The sequence below is a fragment of the Posidoniimonas corsicana genome (genome assembly GCF_007859765.1).
Classification (GTDB): Bacteria; Planctomycetota; Planctomycetia; order Pirellulales; family Lacipirellulaceae; genus Posidoniimonas; species Posidoniimonas corsicana.
Window position 1 is genome coordinate 748172 of record NZ_SIHJ01000002.1, and the last position, 20007, is coordinate 768178.

15 protein-coding genes are annotated in these 20007 nt (G+C 64.6%); 8 read left to right on the plus strand and 7 right to left on the minus strand.

The features are described 5' to 3' along the window. The first annotated feature begins 45 nt into the window (after positions 1-45). From wecB to KOR34_RS19010, 6 genes are all read left to right on the plus strand, one after another. Positions 46-1191: a non-hydrolyzing UDP-N-acetylglucosamine 2-epimerase gene (gene wecB, locus KOR34_RS18985; RefSeq protein WP_197531586.1), complete on the plus strand. Its 1146-nt coding sequence runs from the start codon at positions 46-48 to the stop codon at positions 1189-1191. 128 nt (positions 1192-1319) lie between these two features. Continuing rightward, complete coding sequence (locus tag KOR34_RS18990) at positions 1320-3575, plus strand: glycosyltransferase (RefSeq protein ID WP_146567107.1); 2256 nt, start codon at positions 1320-1322, stop codon at positions 3573-3575. A 12-nt stretch (positions 3576-3587) separates the two neighbouring features. Next, positions 3588-4469: a sulfotransferase family protein gene (locus KOR34_RS27580; protein WP_146567109.1), complete on the plus strand. Its 882-nt coding sequence runs from the start codon at positions 3588-3590 to the stop codon at positions 4467-4469. A 48-nt stretch (positions 4470-4517) separates the two neighbouring features. Next, the gene (locus KOR34_RS19000) at positions 4518-5666 is read left to right on the plus strand and encodes a DegT/DnrJ/EryC1/StrS family aminotransferase (protein WP_146567111.1); all 1149 of its coding nucleotides are present in this window, start codon (positions 4518-4520) and stop codon (positions 5664-5666) included. 3 nt (positions 5667-5669) lie between these two features. Further along, positions 5670-7562, plus strand: coding sequence for a sugar transferase (locus KOR34_RS19005; RefSeq protein ID WP_146567113.1), 1893 nt, complete (start codon positions 5670-5672; stop codon positions 7560-7562). A 155-nt stretch (positions 7563-7717) separates the two neighbouring features. Continuing rightward, entirely contained in the window at positions 7718-9001 is a 1284-nt protein-coding gene (locus KOR34_RS19010; RefSeq protein ID WP_146567115.1) for an O-antigen ligase family protein, read from the plus strand. On the opposite strand, the gene KOR34_RS19015 is transcribed toward KOR34_RS19010, so the two are convergent. From KOR34_RS19015 to KOR34_RS19025, 3 genes are all read right to left on the minus strand, one after another. Then, the gene (locus KOR34_RS19015) at positions 8984-12313 is read right to left on the minus strand and encodes a S8 family serine peptidase (protein WP_197531587.1); all 3330 of its coding nucleotides are present in this window, start codon (positions 12311-12313) and stop codon (positions 8984-8986) included. The two genes, KOR34_RS19010 and KOR34_RS19015, sit on opposite strands and share 18 nt — an antisense overlap. A gap of 409 nt (positions 12314-12722) precedes the next feature. Continuing rightward, entirely contained in the window at positions 12723-13052 is a 330-nt protein-coding gene (locus KOR34_RS19020) for a hypothetical protein (RefSeq protein WP_146567119.1), read from the minus strand. A 39-nt stretch (positions 13053-13091) separates the two neighbouring features. Beyond that, the gene (locus tag KOR34_RS19025) at positions 13092-14360 is read right to left on the minus strand and encodes a PP2C family protein-serine/threonine phosphatase (protein ID WP_197531588.1); all 1269 of its coding nucleotides are present in this window, start codon (positions 14358-14360) and stop codon (positions 13092-13094) included. A gap of 298 nt (positions 14361-14658) precedes the next feature. On the opposite strand from KOR34_RS19025, the gene KOR34_RS19030 reads away from it, so the two are divergent. Both KOR34_RS19030 and KOR34_RS19035 read left to right on the plus strand, forming a co-directional pair. After that, entirely contained in the window at positions 14659-15300 is a 642-nt protein-coding gene (locus tag KOR34_RS19030) for a PEGA domain-containing protein (protein WP_146567123.1), read from the plus strand. A 378-nt stretch (positions 15301-15678) separates the two neighbouring features. Next, on the plus strand, positions 15679-15999 hold the full coding sequence (locus tag KOR34_RS19035; RefSeq protein ID WP_146567125.1) for a polyhydroxyalkanoic acid system family protein: 321 nt from the start codon (positions 15679-15681) through the stop codon (positions 15997-15999). Positions 16000-16106: 107 nt separating this feature from the next. Here KOR34_RS19035 and KOR34_RS19040 read toward each other — a convergent pair whose 3' ends face one another. From KOR34_RS19040 to KOR34_RS19055, 4 genes are read right to left on the minus strand one after another with little or no spacing between them, the layout of a single operon-like run. Then, positions 16107-17090: a hypothetical protein gene (locus tag KOR34_RS19040; protein ID WP_146567127.1), complete on the minus strand. Its 984-nt coding sequence runs from the start codon at positions 17088-17090 to the stop codon at positions 16107-16109. 46 nt (positions 17091-17136) lie between these two features. Beyond that, positions 17137-18249, minus strand: coding sequence for an MlaD family protein (locus KOR34_RS19045; RefSeq protein ID WP_146567129.1), 1113 nt, complete (start codon positions 18247-18249; stop codon positions 17137-17139). A gap of 39 nt (positions 18250-18288) precedes the next feature. Continuing rightward, entirely contained in the window at positions 18289-19101 is an 813-nt protein-coding gene (locus tag KOR34_RS19050) for an ABC transporter ATP-binding protein (protein ID WP_146567131.1), read from the minus strand. Further along, positions 19101-19964 (minus strand): MlaE family ABC transporter permease, encoded by an 864-nt coding sequence (locus tag KOR34_RS19055; RefSeq protein WP_146567133.1) that lies wholly within the window; start codon positions 19962-19964, stop codon positions 19101-19103. The genes KOR34_RS19050 and KOR34_RS19055 overlap by 1 nt, the downstream gene beginning before the upstream one ends. Positions 19965-20007: the final 43 nt, after the last annotated feature.

Here is a 20007-nt window from a genome sequence, read left to right on the forward strand (position 1 = left end):
TAAGTGCCGGGCTCAATGCCCGGCGCCGGCCGCCAGGAGGGCGCCATGGCGTCACCACTGAAGATTATGACCGTCCTGGGCACCCGCCCAGAGATCATCCGCCTGTCGCGTGTCATGGCCTTACTGGACCAGCACGTGGATCACAAGCTGGTGCACACAGGTCAAAACTCAGACTACGAGCTCAACCAGGTATTCTTCGAAGACCTGAAGGTGCGTCAGCCGGACTACTACCTGGGCGTCGATCGTTCCTCGCTCGGACGGATCCTGGGGGACGTGCTGGTCAAGTCCGAGGAGATCTTCGTCGAGGAACGCCCCGATGCGGTATTGATTCTGGGAGACACCAACAGCGCCTTCGCCGGCGTTATCGCCCGACGGATGAAGATCCCGCTCTACCACATGGAGGCCGGAAACCGCTGCTTCGACTTCAACGTGCCGGAAGAGATCAACCGCCGCATCGTCGACCATATCAGCGACTTCAACCTGGTCTACACCGAGCACGCACGCCGCAACCTACTGGCCGAGGGGATTCACCCCCGGAAGGTCTACCTGACCGGATCGCCAATGCGCGAAGTGCTGGACTCCTGCAAGCCCGAAATCTCGGCCTCAACGGTCCTCAACCGGCTTGGGCTTACGCCCGGCGAGTACCTGGTAGTAAGCCTCCACCGGGCCGAGAACGTCGATTCCAAGGACAATCTTGAACAACTGCTGAGGATCCTCAACACGCTCTGCCAGCGGTACAACCGCCCGCTAATCGTCAGCACGCACCCCCGCACACGGCAGAAGCTCGAGGCGTTGTCGCCCTCGGCGCTCGACGACACCGACAGCCGGGTGCGTTTCCTGCAGCCGTTCGGCTACCACGACTACGTCCGACTGCAGCAGGACGCGTTCTGCACGATCTCCGACAGCGGCACCATCAGCGAGGAGAGCTCGATCCTGGGCTTCCCGGCGGTCACCACCCGCACCGCAATGGAGCGCCCCGAAGCGATGGACACCGGCCACATCGTGCTGACCGGGATCGACGTGGATACGGTTGTCGAGTCGGTCGAGTTCGTCACCCGCAACAGCCAGCACTCCCGCGAGCACCTGATCGCCCCGGAATACCAGGTTACCAACACCTCTCACCGCGTCCTGAAGCTGATCCTTGGCACGGCCAAGCTCGGTCACCTGTGGGACGGCATCCGCGCAGCGTAGCTAGAACACGCCGCAGGCGAATTGTCACAGTGGTCCGACACTCCCGAAAACCGGTCGCCTCTCAGCCCCGACGCGTCCTGATTGCGCACAGATACTTCTGGCCCGAGAACCTCAGCCTGTTCCCAGCGATGCTCAAGGACATCGCCGCCGAGCACGCACGCCGGGGCGACAAGCTCACCGTATACACGACGACTTCAGCCAGCGATGTCGCGCGTCGCGCGTGGGCGGCAGAGCATGGAATTGAGCTGCTTGAGTTGGAGCTGCCCGCAGATCGAGGGCTTTCAACCGTCCGCAGGTCGTTGCACCTCCTCCGCTTCCTACTTGGGCTGTTGTACATCCTGACGCGGCGCCGGTTCGACCTTGTGATCGCGACCTCAAATCCACCGGTTGCGGCCGCCGCCCTGGTAAGAATCGCATCCCAACTGCGAGGCGCAGCCTATGCCTACTACGTCCAGGACATCGTTCCCGAGATGCTTATGTGCAGCGCGAGCCGAGCCTCTCGCTGCGTAGGGCGAGTTACCAGATGGATCGACGGATGGAACGTGCGGTCAGCGGCGGTGACGATAACGTTGAGCAAGACAATGCGGCAGACCCTCCGCAGCCGAGGCTGCCAAGACGCATCCATCGAGGTGCTCCAGAACTTTGCCGTCGATGCTCCCTCGCCTGAAGAGAGCGACGACAGCAAAACAACAGCTATTCCGACGTTAGTTTTTGCCGGCAATCACGGCCAACTGCAGAACTTGGAACACTTTCTCCGCTCAGTGAAGATTGCCTCGAAGAGCACCGCTTTCCGCGTCCTGATGCTGGGAGGGGGCAGCGAGAGAGCACGCCTTTCTCAAGTCGCACACGAGTTTCATCTAGACAATGTCGAGTTCGCCGGGGCCCTGCCGCGTTCCGAGGCTCAGCGCCGAATCGCCGCCTGCGACGCCGGGATCGTGGCGGCAGCACCTGGTCTGTTCCGCGTAGCCTACCCAAGCAAGCTGATTTCGTACGCGCTGGCCGGGCTTCCGTCGCTAGTGTTAACCGAGACCGGATCGGCCGAAGGCGATGAGATTGAATCACAGGGGCTCGGCGTCACGGCATCTCCTACCAACCCGCACCAAGCGGCCGTTGCGATTGAGAAGCTGGTTGGCCGTATCACATGTGGCGAATCCACCAGGCACGATCTGTCTAGAACGGCGTCGTGGCTCTACTCCCGAGACGCATACCTCCACACCTACTTCAGTATACCACAACTCAGCGTCCCATCCCACCAAGGCAGTGCGATGAACTACTCTAATGATAGGCTGCAGTTCGACACCAGCCGCTTTGACTTCGCCAAGCTCGTGCTAGACGAGATCAACCGCCACCAACGGGCGATCGGATTGCAGCAAGTAGAGGAGCTGCGCCAGGTGCATAAAGTAGACGGTATCGCACAGCACCTAGAAGCGCACCGCCAGCATCTGTTCACACTATTCCGGACCCCGGCGTTTCAGAGACTGTACCGCGAGTTCGGGAAACAGCTGATCGACGATCACTTCACGACGGAAGCGGTGATCCAGAAGACGCCCACCGTGCGTATTCAGCTCGCAGGTGGAAACTCGGTTAGCTTCCATTCCGACGCGTGGTACGGGCACGGAAGTCGGGTTTGCAGCTTCTGGCTGCCCCTCACGACCGTGTCCGGCGCAAACAGCCTTCAGATGGCGAGAGATATCGATGAGTCGCGCCAATTCCTCAGTCAGATCGCAGAAGAACAAATGGACCTCGACGAGATAAACGACAAGGCGGCCGCGCTTTGCGATCCGGTCGAGGCCGCCTTTGGCGACCTGATCGTGTTCAATGGCGACATGGTGCACGGCACCGTCCACAACGCAACTCCAACGTCGCGTGTTTCATTCGACTTCCGAATAGCGGAATCCGTGACTGACATTGGAATGAAGCCCGCGGCCAACTTCTACACATACGAACAACTGTCGACACCGGTGAGCGACCATGCCTGCGGCGAGATTGCCCGACGCCCGCGGCGCCGGTCGCTCATGTATTCAGGCGCCTGCCGAGGGGTAAGCGCTAAGTCTCAGCTAGTGTTCTTGAACGAGTACGCAAGGATCAACGACATCGATATCGTGGGCAGTGAGTCTGAAATCGTCGTCTTCGACTACGCACCCGTACTCCAGAAGTACGCCAAGAACCCGCCTTCTGGCATCGACTCCGTACTCCTGTTCAGTGTCGACCTCCTGCCCGCCGATCCGGACATACGTCGCCGGATCTATGAGAACGCTATCGCCAGCAAAGTCGCGTTGCTGTTCGGCGCCGAAGACGTCTGCCTCTCGGACGAATGCGACATTGCGAAGGTCGAAACGCTCGTGACCCACCCACAGCCTGCGCCAACCCTATCTGCGGCATAGCCCGCGCCCGCCATGGACTCACCACCAATTGTCATCCTCGGCGCCGCTCGATCGGGAACCAGGTTCCTTCGATCGGTGATTGCTGCGTCGAGAGCGGTCGGCGCGACGCCGTACGACATGAATTTCGTCTGGCGGCACGGCTCAGAGAGCTGTCCGCACGATGCTCTGCCTGCCGCGTGGGTGACTGAAAGGTCTGCAAGCTTCATTCGAAATCGGCTGCGCGATGCTGCTGGCTTGCGCACCGATGATGCCAGATCACTGGTAGAGAAGACCGTCAGCAATACGTTGCGGGCGCCCTATGTGCAGCGTGTGTTGCCAGCCGCTCGGTTCATCCATCTCATCCGTGACGGTCGTGACGTCGTTGAATCCTCAATGCGGTGCTGGCGAGATCCGCCGCGTGCGAGTTATCTGTTGAAGAAGCTCCGGGCCTACCCCCTAGGTTCCTGCCTCCCCTACGCGCTTAAGCACGGTCTGCGTACAGCACGTCGGGCGGCCGGTTTCTCCGACGCGGTATCGTCTTGGGGCCCCCGCTATCCCGGCATCGATCAAGACTATGCTAACCACCCACTGGCTCTGGTTTGTGCCCGTCAGTGGCAGTGCTGCCTAGACTCGTTCGACGAGGCACGAGGGCGAATCTCACCGGACAAACTCCTCGAAATCCGCTACGAAGACCTTGTGACCCATCCGTCCCAAACTGCGTTGAAGCTCGCTGAGTGGCTGCAACTGCCAGACGCTCACACGGTCGTGAGCTACGCGACAACGCACGCGAACGACTCAAGCATCGGCGGGCGACGCCGCCTTTCATCGGACGACCAAGCGACTGTTTCTCGTGCACTAGGGTCAACTCTCGAGCGTCTCGGCTACGGCACTTGCGATTCCGACATAGCTGCCTGAGAGGCCGCCTCCATTCCCCTACGCGCCGCTCCCAAGCGAACAACCACTATGCAAGTTCCCTTCTCGCCCCCCAGCATCACCGATGTCGAGATCGCAGAAGTTCTTGACACACTGAGTTCTGGGTGGATCACAACTGGCCCCAAGACCCGCGTCTTCGAGCAGGCGTTTTGCGAGCGTGTCGGGGCCAAGGCCGCGGTCGCTGTCAACTCTTGCACGGCGGCTCTGGCGCTCGCACTCAAGCTGCATGAGATCGGGCCTGGGGACGAAGTCATAACCACAACACTCACCTTCACGTCGACGGTCAACGTAATCGAACACACAGGCGCCAGGCCCGTGCTCGTCGACGTCTGCCCCGACACGCTCAACATCGACCCGGAGCAGGTCGAGCGGTCCATAACATGTCGCACCAAAGCGGTAATCGCGGTTCACTACGCTGGGCACCCGGCCGATATACCTGCTCTACAGGCTATATGCGATAGCCACGGATTGAAGCTGATCGAAGACGCGGCGCACGCATTGCCCGCCGCTATCGGCGGCAGGACTATCGGTGGAACAGGCAATCTGACCACGTTCAGCTTCTACGCCACCAAGAACCTCGCAACCGGCGAGGGCGGCATGCTCACCGGCCCGCCCGAACTGCTCGAGCGTGCCAGGACTCTTAGTCTTCATGGGATGAGCCGCAATGCCTGGAACCGGTACGGGGCCAACGGAGACTGGTTCTACGACGTGCTTGAACCCGGCTTCAAGTACAACATGAGCGACCTTCAGGCCGCATTGGGTGTCGCGCAGCTCAAACGCTTGGACGACCTGCAGGCCCGCCGCGCCGAGATTTACAACAGGTACAACAACGTATTTGCACGCGTCGACGGTGTTCAGACGCCGGTCCTCCGGTTGGGTTGCGACCACGCACACCACCTCTACGTGCTCCGGATGCAAGACCATAACGACCGAGACGAGCTAGTAAACCGGCTTCGAGAATATAGCGTGAGCACCTCCGTGCACTTCATCCCAGTGCACATCCACAAGTACTACCGAGATCGCTACGGGTACTCGCAAAACGACTTTCCTGTGGCGTTTGACAGCTATCAACGGATGGTTAGCCTGCCGCTGTCGCCGGCGTTAACCGACGATCAAGTGACGTACGTTGCCGACAAGGTCGCCTGCGTTATCGCCGGCGCCAGAAAGGCGGCTGCGTAGGCGATGGTCCGATTGCTGGACATCTTGTTCGCCTCTATCGGCTTGGTCGTGCTTTCTCCTCTCCTGGCAGTGGCGGCCATTGCTGTGCGGACAGACAGCCCTGGCCGTCCGTTCTTCCGCCAGCAGCGGATAGGCAAGCATGGAACGCCGTTCTGGCTCTATAAAGTCCGAACGATGACCTCCACGCAACGTGGGGATCAGGCTCCTCAGATAACAGTGGCGGGAGATCAGCGAGTCACGCGGGTTGGGGCCATCCTTCGTCGCACTAAGATCGACGAGCTGCCACAACTCTGGAATGTCGTCCGCGGCGACATGAGCCTCGTAGGCCCTCGCCCGGAGGTTCCAAGGTATGTTGAGCTGTATGACGACAATCAACGGCGGGTCCTCGCAGTGCGTCCGGGGATCACCGACTTGGCATCATTAGAGTACCTTGACGAGGAGGCGATCCTCGCGGAATCACCGGATCCCGAGAGGCACTACCGCGACGTCGTGATGCCAGAGAAGCTTGCTATTAACTTTCGCTACACCGATCATCCAACCGTCTACGCGTACCTGTCGATCCTAGCTTCCACGCTAAAGGCTGTGGCATTTCGGGCGCTGGCGACGGGAGTACCTACGCAGCTCGGGCTGAGATCAGTTTTGAGTAGCGGGCTACTGGTGCTGGTGGGAGCCGGAATCTGGCGGGGCGGGGTCGCGTTGGCGGTTGTAACGGCCGGTATGCTGCTTGGCGCCGACCAGTTGGGGCTGATTGGGTGGGTCCAGGCGACAGCCGGATCAGCCGGCGTGTTCTTCGGAGCGTCCGCAGGTCTTGTGCTCACCAAGCTACTTGCGGAGACGCGACGCCCTCGACGCCGCCTCGCGGTGGTAGGTGGCGCAAGCGTTGCGGCAGTTGGATTGACTTGCCTAATGTCGGCACTGTTGATCGTCGGCGCTCCCTGGCTGTCAGAGGTTGGCGTCGGAAGCGACGGGGCGACACCCGTCCTCCGTTGCGCCGCGATTCTGGCGATCGGCTCCACGGTTAGCATGGCAATGGCTGGAGCCCTCGTCGGCCTCCGCATGGGGCGTTCGCTCGTATCCTCCGCGTTGCTCGCTTCCAGCGTGGTCGTGATCGTCACGCCAGTGCTTGCTTCCGTGTGGGGCGTCACCGGAGTTGTCTCCGGAATGGCGGTGGGAACTCTCTGGTACGCCGGTTGTTTGGCCACCGCCGTACGGCGTCGGCTTGGCGGCTGGCCGAACGCCGCAGACTCCCTCGCCGAACTCTGGCCACTCATGAAGCGGATCGGGCCGGCGTCACTGCTGTTCGCGGTGGCCGCGCCAACCGACTTGCTGTGCATGACAATCATGGCAGCCTCGACAGACATCGCCGAGCTCGGCGTCTACGTCGCTGCGAATCAGGTCTTCCTGCTGTGTCGCCTAGTGATCGCCGCCGTGAGCTCGGCTGCGCTGTCTGAAATGTCGGCCTCCCAGCACTCCGCCTCAAGATTGCACCGCCGACTCGCGATGGCGCCGGTGTTTGTCGGCATGCCTCTCGCGATACTCGGATCAGTAGCGGCGGGCTGGGCGCCTGTGGTTATGGGAGACGGGTTTCAGTCGCTCGATGTGCTCGTTCGCTGGATGATGTTGACCGCACTCGCGTTCGCTGCCAGCCAAGCGTGGGAGAAGGTCGCGGTAGCCAACGATCAGCTCTGGACGGCCGCGGGCGCATCCGTAGCGTGGTCAGTGGTCTGCGTGCTTGGGTTCTCCGCTTCTGGCAGGGGCTCCGTCGACCTCGCGATGTGGCGTACCCTAGCCTACACGTTCCAATTTGCAGTTCTGTTCCTAGCGGTCAACGTTTGTGGAGGCAGCGAGTCCGAGCCAAGGGAGGTTGAGCTCTCAAGTCCGAGGGCCGCCGCATGAACTCTACAGCACAACTGCGCCGGCAAGGCACGAAGCTATTGAGGCGGCGGACTACTCGATCCCTTAGTATCTATAGTGGCGCCGGCCCCAGCGCTCGCCTAACTGGGGCCAGCCACACCTCCGCGCCGTCGCTAGCGTCGTTAGCCGTGCCGCTAATGTTTGCTCCGGTATTCTGGGGAACACACTCTTTACGGATCAACCTGGGCTACTTATGCGGCGGTGGAATCCTTGCAGAAGAGTTTGCAGTCCACGCCAGTCTGCTTGTCTGCGGGCTGGGTGCCTTCTTTCTCTTCGTCGCTGGAGGAGTCCAGCGGAGCGTGCGATGGTTCGCGATCTACGCAGCCTGCTGGCTGACTCTCTCCTGCCTTTACGGACTCCGAATCGAATCCGGATGGCCGAACGTCTTGTTCTATCTTCAGACGCTGACCCCCGTCTTCGCACTGGCCGCAGGTAACCGGATCGCTTCCTCGCCACGCGACGTTCAGCGACTTAATAGGCTGACTCCGTTCGTCACCGTTGCGTCGCTTACGTTGATCTGGGTGTTTGCGATCACTAAGTTCGGAACCGGGGCATTGCTGCACGAGCGAATGAGGGTGATCCACGACCTCGCGGTTCTCATACCCCAGTACCAGAACTACTACCCATTCTGCGTGGTCATCAGCTTCAACTTCGCACTGGCAAACTACCTTTACGGCCAGCGTTCGTCGCGCACGCTCACGGTGCTCGCGGCGCACGGGCTGATCCTCCCCCTTTGCTGGTCAAGAACCGCTCTGCTTGGGTTCGCGGCATCCGCCCTTGTTCAGTCGATAGTGAGGTCGCTTGCGTCGCGCGGCGGGGGCGGACGCATTCTCTCGCTCGCGTTCTGCGCGATCGCCGCGGCCCCTTTTGTCTGGTCCGCGATGGGGGTCACCGAGCGGATGGAGGCGATCGGCGCTGCCGACGTCGCAGACTCCGACTACCGACGGTGGGACTACCTGCTAGAAGGATTAACGCGGTCTTGGAACGCGCCACTCTTTGGCGACGCGTTCGTTCCAGCTAGAGACACCGCCGCGTCCCATGCGGCTGACGCGGTGCCTCGCCTGTTCCACGCCCACAACCAATACGTGGACTTGCTGCTGCGGGGGGGATGGTTGTACGCGATTGCTCTCGTGGCGTTTGGTGTGCAAGCGGCTCGCAGGTTGTGGTCCGTACTCCGCGCACGAAGCGATACGATCCCTACGTCGGTTCGTGCGTCGGCATCCGCGTCTCTCGGAACGCTTGCCGCGGCCGCGGTCGGGGCCAACTTCCAACTCTTCTTCATACAGCTGCAAACCGCGACGCCGCTCTTCTTTGTCCTAGGGGCGGCCTACCGCCTCGCGCAGTTACATCGATCGGGGAGGTCACGGATCTCGTTTCAGAAAGCACCAGAAACGAGGCGGCGTTTAAGTCCAGTCGCCTAACAGGTTGAACACCCCGTCGTAGGCGCCGACGGTCGCCGAGTTGACGCCGCCATTCTCCCCGCGAGCATCCACTTTCCCAAACCCGCTTGCTTGAAGCGTGACACCGCCCGACACGAGCGTAGCGTCGGCCCCTGATACCGACAGCATATCGGTGCCTGCCCAGTCTGTAAGCAAGGCGATGTCACTTCCGTACTGGCTGAACGCCTGCGAGTGGGCAAAGCCAGATGCGTAGTTCAGGTATCCGGCCCCCGACATGTGCGAGGTCGCCCGCTTTGCGTTGAAAAAGTCGTTCCCCGCTGAGTCGTAGAAGACGATCGAGTCCGTGCCGCCGCCGGAGTAGTTGAGCGCCTTCGAGAAACCATTGGCCGTACGTGTGAACCCGCCGCCGGTCATCTGAGAAGTGGTTGGGGTCGCTACGACGGACTCGTTACTGACCGTACCGTAGAAGATAGCGAGATCGCTCGCCCCGCTAGCGTTCGCCGTCACCTCTCCGAACCCTTCCGCATACTGAAAGCGGTTCGCGTTCGCCAGGTACGCGCGATTGCTGAATGAGGTAAACGTGTCGACGCTCCCCGATGCGCCACTGAACACCGCCGTGTCCGAGCCACCGTTTCCGAACGCGTACGTACGCGTGAAGCCGGATGCGTTCAACGAAGTGTTAGCCATCGTGAGATTGGCAAAGGCTTGATCGGACACGAACACATCATCACCGGCGTCACCGTGGAAGAAAGATGAGTCGGCCCCCGAAGATGAGGTGACGTCAACGGCATCGAACCCTTCGGAGTACAGGAAGGTCGCCCCCCCGGACAGGTAGGCTCGATCTGAGAAGCCCTGGAACGCGTCGTTACCAGATGTGTCTCCAATCACCGCGGAGTCCGTCCCACCTGACGCATACCCGTAGGCCCGCACAAACCCCTCGGACCGGTTAGTGTATCCTGCACCAGTCATCGAGGCGTAGACGACGTTCGCGTGGAACACCTCATCGCCGGCGGTGTCGTAGAAGGTGGCTCGGTCCGCGCCACCGGTGGAGACCGCGACAGTGCTAGAAAACCCCTCGGTGTAGTTGAAGAATCCGATGCCAGAAAGGTAGGCTCGGTCGGAGTATGCGACGAAGATGTCGTTCTGAGCCGAGTCGTGCAACATGGCGGAGTCAGCTCCGCCATTTCCGATCACGTTGATCCTCTCTGAGTTCTCCACGACAACCGACTTCGCCCCTCCTGTGACCGAGGCGCTGTGCTTAGACATGACGACCGTCTCGTCGCCGCTCGTTCCATACACCGTAACGGAGTCGTTCCCGTTTGCTGCGTCGATCGCGACATCGGGGTAGGCGGACCCGCTGAGCCCGTACCCCACACCGTTAAATGCTATCGAGAGCGTTTCTCCTAGACGCACTACAATATTGTCGTCTCCCGCGGATCCAACCAAAGCCGCTTGACCATTCACAACGCTGAGTGCATTCGTGAGTCTCAGATCCAGGTCACTGCTAGTACCATCAACCCGAAGGTACAACTCCTGCCCAGCCGTCGCAATGACATCAATGCGGTCTGACGCCCCGCCCTGCTTGATCAGGTTCATGCTGGCGTCGTAGATTGAGAGGCCAACCGATTCAGCGCCGCTTACCCCCTGCACCGTCAGGAAGCCCGCCCGGCCGGCCTCAATGCGGAAGAAGGACTCCCCGGCGATGCTGATCCCGGACCTGGTCTCTTGGACCGAGGCGGCGCCCCAGTCGGTGTAGGTGAAGGTCGACTCGGCCGAGAACGACAGGTCGTAGTACCCCAGCCCGTCGGAGCTCGACAGGGCGACCGTGTACTGCTGGCCGGCCACGACGTTCAGGGTGTAGGTGGCGCCGCCGTCGCTGCTCCAGCCATCGGCGCCCATGCCGTCCCAGGCCGCCGCCAGCTGATGCGTGGTGTTCTGGGCGTAGAAGGTCACCGTGCCGGTGGCGCCGGCGGTGAACGTGAAGTAGTCGGAGTCGGTGAGCCGCTCGATGTGGCCGCTCATCGGGGCGGCGTTGGCCTGCGGCCCGGCGCTGATCGTCCCCAGGTTGTAGGCCTCTTCCACCGAGGACCCAAAGTCGTCCTCGGGCATCAGGGCGTCGATGGCCGCCTGCACGTTCAGCCGGCTGTACCAGGCGTCGGAGGCCGTGTCGTAGAACGACTCGGCGGTGGCCATCATGTGGTCGAAGATCGTGTCCTGGGTGATGCCGGTCATGCCGACAAACTCCATCGCCTCGCGGATGATGACGCTCGCGCCGGCCACGTACGGCGCCGCCATGCTGGTGCCGGAGAAGTTGGCCCAGTCGTCGGTTACCCCGTTGTTGTTGCCCGCGTAGTCGGGGATGGTGCTGTAGATGTAGCGGCCCGGGGCGGCGATGGCCCGCCCGTGCCGCTGGCTGAAATAGCTCAGGAAGCCGCTGTCGTCCGACGACATCACCGGCACCACGTGCGGGCTGGCGGCGGGGTAGCTGAGCCCGGGCTCGTTGTACGAGGTGTAGCTGTTCCCGGCCGACACCGAGACGAAGATCCCGTCGGCCTTGAGCTGTGCGAACTCGTCCTCCAGCATGCCCCACGCGGGGATCGAGCTGGAGTTCCAGCTGGTCCCCAGCGAGAGGTTGACCGCGGTGATCGGGTTCTCGAACGCGTTGCGGTTCTCGTGCACCCACCGCAGCGCGCTCTCGACCCAGCTGAAGTAGCCGGCGCCGTTGTCGGCGAACACCCGGAGACCGACCAGGTCGACCCCAGGCGCGACTCCGGAGCGGTTGCCGTCGTCGGCGCCGACGATCCCGGCAACGTGGGTGCCGTGGGACCCCTCGGTTCCGTCGTCGTACGGGTCGGAGTCGCTCTCGGTAAAGTCGTAGCCGCCAACCACGCGGTAGTTGCTGCCCAGCCCGCCCCCCAGGGCGTAGTGGTCGTAGGCGATGCCGGAGTCGATCACCGCCACCGTCTGGCCGATGCCAGAGAAGCCGTAGCTCGCCTTCACTTGGTCCATGCCGGTCTGTTGGTGGGCGCTGGCCAGCGACTTCTCGATCTGGTCGAGCTGCTCCTCAAGCGAGACGACCGGTTGCTCGTCTAGCCAGAAGTCGGCATTGGGGTCGGCGTGGTGCGAGTAGTCGGCGCCGCCCGGCTGCGTCAGCGCGCCGGCGCCGTGGTGCATGAGCGGCGGCGCGTCCTCCTGCAGCGCGTGGTGCGAGATCGCCCCGCCGAGCAGGCCTCCGAGCGGGTCGGCGGACATCACTTCGCGCGACTCGAGGGTCTCGACCTGGCTGCGCCGTGCGGTGCTGCGGCGTTGCTGATTTGGTGACTTCTTCGACATGGGGTCGATCGTCTCCCCTGCCAGGCGAGTGCCGAGGCAGCGGGCTTGCCGCCCACGCCGGGGAGCGGGGGCGAGAGGATGAGCGGGGCGACGCGGCGCGATCATCGCGGCCGTCGTCTGGGGGTGAAAAGGGGGACCGGCGCCCAGTGGCCCGTAGCGGCCGCTCAGTCCTTGCCCGATGAGCGTCCGCTTTGCCGGTCTATGAAACCCTAGGTCAGGATTTGGCGCAGTCTGGCGGCCGCAAAGAGATTCACGGCTCGCCGGCCCCGGTTGCCTGACAAGCGGGCTGTGAGGGCTAAGAAGGCCGGGGCTGTTGCAGACCGGCATCACCACGCCCGGACGGCCGATGCCCTATCGCAACGCGAACCAAACCTTGGTGTGGTTCAATCGCCACACAGAGCTAGGCGCCCTAAGCCCGCTCGGTCGAGAGCTTCTCGCCCGGGATGCCCGCCGACCTCAGGAACTCCAGCACCTCGGCAGGCTGACGCATGGGGTACCAGAAGATCATCCGGGTTGGGTGCCGGTCGATCGTGTGCTCGATCTTTACTCCAGAACCAACCAGCGGCAGTAGTCCGCACGGCCTGACGCAAGTGATTCCGTCAGTCGGAAACTCGTAGGTTCGCCCGAACGGCGCCCGCATCACAATGCCCGCCGGCGAGGCCGACAACCGGACGAACGGCCATGACACGTTCATCATTCCGATCTTGGCGCCGCCCGTGAGCGATGAGGAGTTGGGCATCTCGGTGCGCCGAGCAGGGTGGGGTGCGACTTCCAGCGGTCAGCCGATGGCGCTATCGCGGGGCGGAGCGCCGATGGCGGACTCAACCGCTTCGGGCGCCTGGCGGACCTGTTTCATCAACGCCCGGATCGCCGCGCCGTAGTGGGCGATCGAATCCCGCCAGTCGCGGCAATCGGCGGCGGTCTGGCACTCCTCATCGAATGACGCCCAGTCGACTTTGGCGGCGCCGTTGTGCCCGGCGGTCGCCGAGCGCAGGCCCGACAGTTCCTGCACCACGCCCTGCAGGTGCTGGACCACCTGATCGCCGTTGCGGCAGTCGCAGTGCCGGTACGGAGCGCTTCCGTAAGGGCCGCCGAGCGTGTCCAGCCCAGGCGTCTGCCGCGGGTGGGTCGACCGGCCGAGCGCCCGCACAGCGGCGCCGCCCAGGCCGATTGCCGCCGCGACGGCGCCCCAGGTCTGCTGCTCCCGGATGCACCAGATCACCACCGCCAGGCAGACGCCGGTGACCGCCATCGCCAGCCAGCGCACCGGGTCGGACTGGTAGGATGCGCAGCACGGCTGGGTCGACCCCGACGCCTTTGACGCCTCGGGCGCGGCGCCCGCGGCTTCGTCGACGCGGACTACAATCACGGAGATGTTGTCCGGACCGCCCCGCAGGTTGGCCAGATCGACCAGGGTCTGAGCGGCGTCATCCGGCGGCATCGCGGAGAGCACGCCGCCGATTAGCTCGTCACCCACAACGCCGGTCAGGCCGTCGCTGCAGATCAGGTAGGCGTCGCCCGCCCGCAGATCGAACGGCCCCTCCAGGTCCACCTTCACAATCGGGTGTGGGCCGAGCGAGCGGGTGATGATGTTCTTGGGGATGCACGACGGGATCTCTTCCTCGGTCGTCTTACTCTCCTTGGCCAGCTCCCACACCAGACTGTGGTCGAAGGTCAGCTGCTCGAGCGCCAGCTCACGGAGACGGTAGACACGGCTGTCGCCTACATGGGCGATCAGCGCCGCGTCGCCCAGCACCAGCAGGTTGGCGCAGGTGGTGCCCATCCCGCGGAACTCGGGGCTGCTCTGGCCCTTGGCGTGGATCAGCCCATTGACCTTCTGCACCGCCTGCTGCAACGCCGCCGGAGCGGACCGGTCGCGGAGCATTTTGTACTCGTGCGGCACGTTCTTGACGGCCAGCTCGCTGGCCAGCTCGCCGGCCGCGTGGGCGCCCATCCCGTCCGCGACGATGAACAGGCTGCCGCGGCCGTTCGACTGGTCCGGGTCCGCAATGGCGACCACCGCGTCCTGATTGTTCGAGCGCCGCATCCCTACATCCGACTTCACCGCATACTCGACACGGTAATTCGTAGAAGCGGGGACGGGCATGTCGAAACGGCAGGATGGGCTGAAATCGGGCGGGAATCGCGGGGCTCGGGTCATTCTATCCTGGTCGGCCCCAGATAAACAACAACCATGCTGGCGCCGCCAGCGGGCGCCGCCAGCGGGCGCCGCCGCTAGCACGCTGCAGCATCGCCAGTCCGGCCCAAGGCGGTCTGGCCCGGCCTGGCGGGGGCGCCTATACTCCGCCGCCATTTGTCTGTTCCAGCGGCGACAGGAACCCCGCATGGGCTACGCCCCACCACGACACCTTCCCCGTCTGCAGCCCGCCGTCACCCTTCTGCTGATCGGCGCGGTTCTGCTGCCCACCGGCTGCGTCCGGCGACGGCTGACGGTGCGCACCAACCCGCCGGGCGCCCTGCTGTACGTCGACAACCAGCAGATCGGCACCACCCCCTGCGGCGTCGACTTCACGTACTACGGCACCCGCGAGATCCGCGTGGTGAAAGCTGGCTACGAAACCAAGACCATCAACCAGCCGATCCCCACCCCCTGGTACGAGATCCCCGGCATCGACTTCGTCAGCGAGAACCTGGTCCCCTGGCGGATCCGCGACGACCGCGTGGTAACAATCCCGATGTCGCCCCAGCGGATGATCCCGACCGAAGAGCTCAAGGCACGAGGGCAGCAGCTGCGGATGCAGGCGAGCCAGCCGGTCGTCCAGGCCGGCGCGGTCATCGGCGCGCCGGTCGATCCGTTCGCCGGCTCCACCGCCTATCCGACAGGAGTCTCGCCGGCGCCGCCGAGCACGGCGCCGACCGTGACAACGCCGCCCGGCCAGCCGGTCATTATCGGCCCGCCCGCCGGGCAACCGGCCACGATGCAGCCTGCGTTCCCGCCGCCCGCCTTCCCGCCTCCGGCGATGTAGCCGCGAAGGCCAACCGATGCCGCGTGATCGGTTGAGATCAGGCCTAATTGGGCGATCCGTAGGCCAGCGGTCTCCGACGGTGGTTGCTCACATTGGGAGTTGCCGGCGCCTACCACCGGTGTTCATCCCCCGCAGCAGCACCCTTATTTGACCTCGCTTGGTGGCCGGTTTCTACTCAAAAGTCGCGGCTGGGATCGGTAGCTCGATTCCAGTACCAAGGGGCCGGTCGCACGCCGGTTGACGATGCCCTGCCCTGTCCTCCACCGCCGCACCGAGCTCCGCTGGTCGACTGGCCTCGGTCTCCCGCGCCGCCTACCATTCAAAGCCGGCCAGCGTGTCGCCGGCGCCACTGACCCCACGCCATCTGAGGAGAGCCAGGTGTCGCAACCCGTGACTGTCAGCGTGCCCCACCAGTTGGGTCAAGCGGAGGCCCGGCGTCGAATCGAGGAGGGGTTCAACCAACTGCAGAGCCAGATGACCGGCGGCATGGGCGGGATGTTCACCTGGCAGAAGCGGTGGGAAGGCGACCGGCTGCACTTCGAGTCCGGCGCGCTCGGTCAGAAGCTCACCGGCCGGCTCGACGTGCAGGACGACGCCGTGCGGATCGAGGTCGACCTACCGGAGCTCCTCGCGGCCCTCGCGGACCGGATCTCAGCCAAACTCCGGCAGGCGGGGCAGAAGCTGCTGGAGAAGCGTTAATATCCCTCGCGCCGCCCTTCCCACAGTGGGAAGCCTTCTCAGAGCGATTATCGCGTCCTCGAACCCTGGCACGCTGCTTGCGAGGATGCCCGACCGTGAGCGGCGTGCTACTCGGCCCGCCGCGGCCGGCCCTGGGCCTCACGGCGTTCGGCGATCGCCTGCTTGACGTGCTCGCGGCGGCGGCGGCGGGTGGCTGGGTCGTTCAGGTAGTCGGCGAACTCGTCGCGAAGGAACTTGCGGTAGCTAGGATCCGTGTCGAGGCCGCGGAGCCGCAGGTACACCCGCGGGTTGAGCGGCAGCCGGTAGAGCTGCGACGCGACCCAGCACCGCCAATCGTACTCGACCACCTGGTCCAGGATCACCAGCGGGTTTGAGGTGCAGTTGTTCGTGCTGCACAGGCGGACCATGTAGTAGGGCTCGGTCATGCGGGCCTGGTCGCTCCGCTGCAGGGCCTTGAGCAGCAGGTTCCGCTCCTCTTCCGGACGCAGCCCGAGCGGCGCCGACTCGACGACGTACTGCCCCTCGACCGCGATCCGCTCGAACACCATCTCCTCGGTGGTGAGGAACCGGTGGGCGCAGATCATCTCGCCCAGCACCGCGTCCCGCAGGTTGAACACCACGCCCGGCGGGCCGGTCGCCTCGACCGAGTAGACGAGGTCGTGCGTCAGGTGGGCCGGCTCGCCCGAGGCGTCGCCGCCGTTCGGGTAAAGGCGCACCGGCTGATCCTCGGCAAAGAGGAACCGGCACTGCACGTGGTTGAGCACCGGGATGGTCCGCTTGGGCAGGCCTGTCTTGCGGAACCGGGTCTCCGGGCCGCGCTCGCCGCGGCGGGTCTTGGGCGCCGAGAAGTTGTAGGACTGCCCGCACACCTGCCGCACGCCCGCCAGCGGGACCACCGCCCGCCAGTAGGCGCCCGCGTGCCGGAAGTAGTCGAACGTAACGCACTCCGCGTCGTCGGCGATCGGGGCCACCGCCGCGATCGAGTGCCGCCCATTGTCCGCCGCCTGCTGGCCGCGGTACCGCGACCAGCGGGGCATCACGAGCTGGGCGGCTTCGGCCGGTTCGGGTCGCGTTGTAGAACTGCTCGACATGAATGACAGCGCTGCTCCGGGTCGGCCGCCCAACCCTGCGGGACAGCTACTTGATCCCCGGCCCCGGATTGATAGCCCCGCGGAGGATGCTGCCGGGCTCGCGGGCCACTTTGTCGGTCACGACGCGCACGTCGTTCAGGATCGGGCGGAGCTGCTTGGCGAGCTCGTTGATGCGGACGATCGTCTGGTTGGCGTTGTAGACGGTCGTGTTGAGGTTGTCGTACAGCTCCCGCTCGTTGACGATCCGGCCGAGGCTCCCCTCGCCGTTGTTGAGCGACGCCGCAAAGCGGCGGGCGTCGGCCAGCACCAGGTCCAGGTTCTCCAGGCTGCTGGTCAGCAGCTGCACCAGCTCGGCGCCCTTCTCGCCGAGCGGCTCGGTGAGGGCCTCGATGTTCTTGAGGTTGGCCGTAGCGCTGATCACGGCGCTGTCCAGCGAGCGGAAAGTGTTGTCCGCGGTCGAAGCCGCGTCCCGCAGGTTGGCGATCAGCTCGGGGAAGTCCCGCAACGCCTGACGGAGCCGCTCCTGCGAGTCGTCCTCGCCGACCACCGCGTTGACCGAGTTCATCGTGGCGGTGAAGGCGATGGCCGCCTCGTCGAGGTGCGTGATCATCTGGCTGAGCTCGTCGCCGCTGAGGTCATCGCCCAGGGCGCCGTTGATCCGCTCGGCAAGCAGCGTGACGGAGTCGCCCGCCCGGCCCAGCGACTGGATGGCCGGCGCGACCTCCACCTGCAGCTCGGTCAGCGCGGCCAGCGGGTCGGGCGCCGACTCGGCGCGGATGAACATCTCGGGCACCACGGGCGTGGGGTCGCCGTTGGGGTCCTGCGTGAAGTCGATCACGGCGTCGCCGAACAGCGAGCTCGGTCGGATCTGCGCCTCGTCGCTCACCAGCACCGGGTTGTCGGGCGTGACCTTGGCGGTGATCAGCACGCCGCCACGGACCGGCTCGACGCTCTCGACACGGCCGATCAGCACGCCGTCGCGGCGGACCGGCGTGTTGCGGCCGACGCCCGGCGCGCGGGTGGCCTGGATCTTGACGGTCCGCTGCCCGCCGCCCAGTGAGAACGACAGCGGCGTGTTCAGGCCGATCAGCACGAAGAGCACGATGGGCGCCGCGATCGCGATCGCGCCGACGCCCAGCTTGAGTTGGCGGTCGTCCATGACGTATGGCCTTGGTGTGTTGGTGTTGGTCGCGGCGGGTCAGCCCTGGGCCGCCCGCATCTCTTCGAGCCGCTCGCCCGCCTCGCCGCGGACAAACTGGCTGACGCGGCGGTCGTCGCACCGCATGATCTCGTCGGGGGTCCCGTCGAACAGGATCTGGGGCTCGTCGGCCCCCAGCCGGCTCACCGGGTAAAGCATCACGATCCGGTCGGCCACCTTGCAGGCGCTGTGCATGTCGTGCGTGACGACCACGCTGGTCACGCCGCGGCGGTCGCGGGTCCGCATGATCAGCTCGTTGATGACGTCGCTCATGATCGGGTCGAGGCCGGTGGTGGGCTCGTCGTACAGCAGCACCTCGGGCGAGTTGGCCAGCGCCCGCGCCAGCCCGACCCGCTTCCGCATGCCGCCGGACAGCTCGGCCGGCTTCTTGAGCATCACACTGGCGGGCAGGCCCACCTCGGCCAGCCGCTCGGCGACCACCTCGTAGGCCTCCTCGCGGTCCATGCGGTGCTGGTCGCGGAGCGGGAACGCAACGTTGTCGGCGATCGACATGCTGTCGAACAGCGCCGCGTTCTGAAACACAAAGCCCAGCCGCCGCCGCAGCTCGGTGATCTTCCGCTCTCCGAGCCTAGCGATGGGCGCCCCCTCGAACGAGACCACCCCGCGGGTGGGCTGCACCAGCCGGATGAGGGTCTTGAGCAGCACGGTCTTGCCGCAGCCGCTCTCGCCAATCACGGCCAGCGTCTCGCCCGGCGCGGCCGCCACCGTGACGTCACGCAGCACGGTCTGGCGGCCGAACGTCACGGTGACGTTTGTCGCGGCGATCTTGGCGGGCTGCGTGGCGGCGACCATCACATCGCCTCCTCGGGCCAGACCAGGAAGTAGATGTTGTCCAGCATGATGCTGAGCCCGAGGTCCATCACCAGGATCACCACGAACGACTGCACGAACGCGATGGTCGAGGCGCGGCCCACGCCCTCGGCGCCCGGGTCGCAGTTGAAGCCGCGGTAGCAGCTGATGATGGCGATCGCGCCGCCGAAGAAGAAGCTCTTGATCACGCCGTACCACACGTCCCAGGCGCCGGCGGCCTCGTTGGCGTTGTTGAAGTAGAAGAACGAGTCGACGTCGTACACGTAGATGCAGTAGTAGGCGCCGCCCGCCACGCCCATCAGCATCGCCATGATGGTCAGCGCGGGGATCATCAGCAAACAGGCCAAGAGCCGCGGCGCGACCAGGTACCGCAGCGGGTTGGCGCCGAGCGACTCGAGCGCGTCGATCTGCTCGGTCACGCGCATCGTGCCCAGCTCCGCGGCGATCGAGCTGCCGATCCGCCCCGCCAGCATCGTGGCCGCCAGCACCGGGCCCAGCTCGCGGTACATCGACAGGTTGATCATCGCCCCGAGGCGGGTCTCCATGCCGAAAGTGCGGAACTGGTAATACGCCTGCACTGCCAGCACCATGCCGATGAAGGTCCCCGTCAGGGCCACCACCGGCAGGCTCCGCACGCCGATCTGGTACAGGCTGACAAGCAGCGTTTCGGCGTTGGGCAGCCGGGTGACGGTCCAGCGCACCGTCCGAGCGCCGAACAGCACGATGTCGCCCACGCTCTCGACCGTGTTGAGCACCACGTCGCCCAGGTCGATCAGCGAGTCGCGCACGCCCTGCACAATGCCCGGCGGGCGGTGGGCGGCGGTTTCTCTCTCGGCGGTCGACATCCGTGGCTCCGGTCGTGGACGGCGCGCACGGGCGCCTGTCATC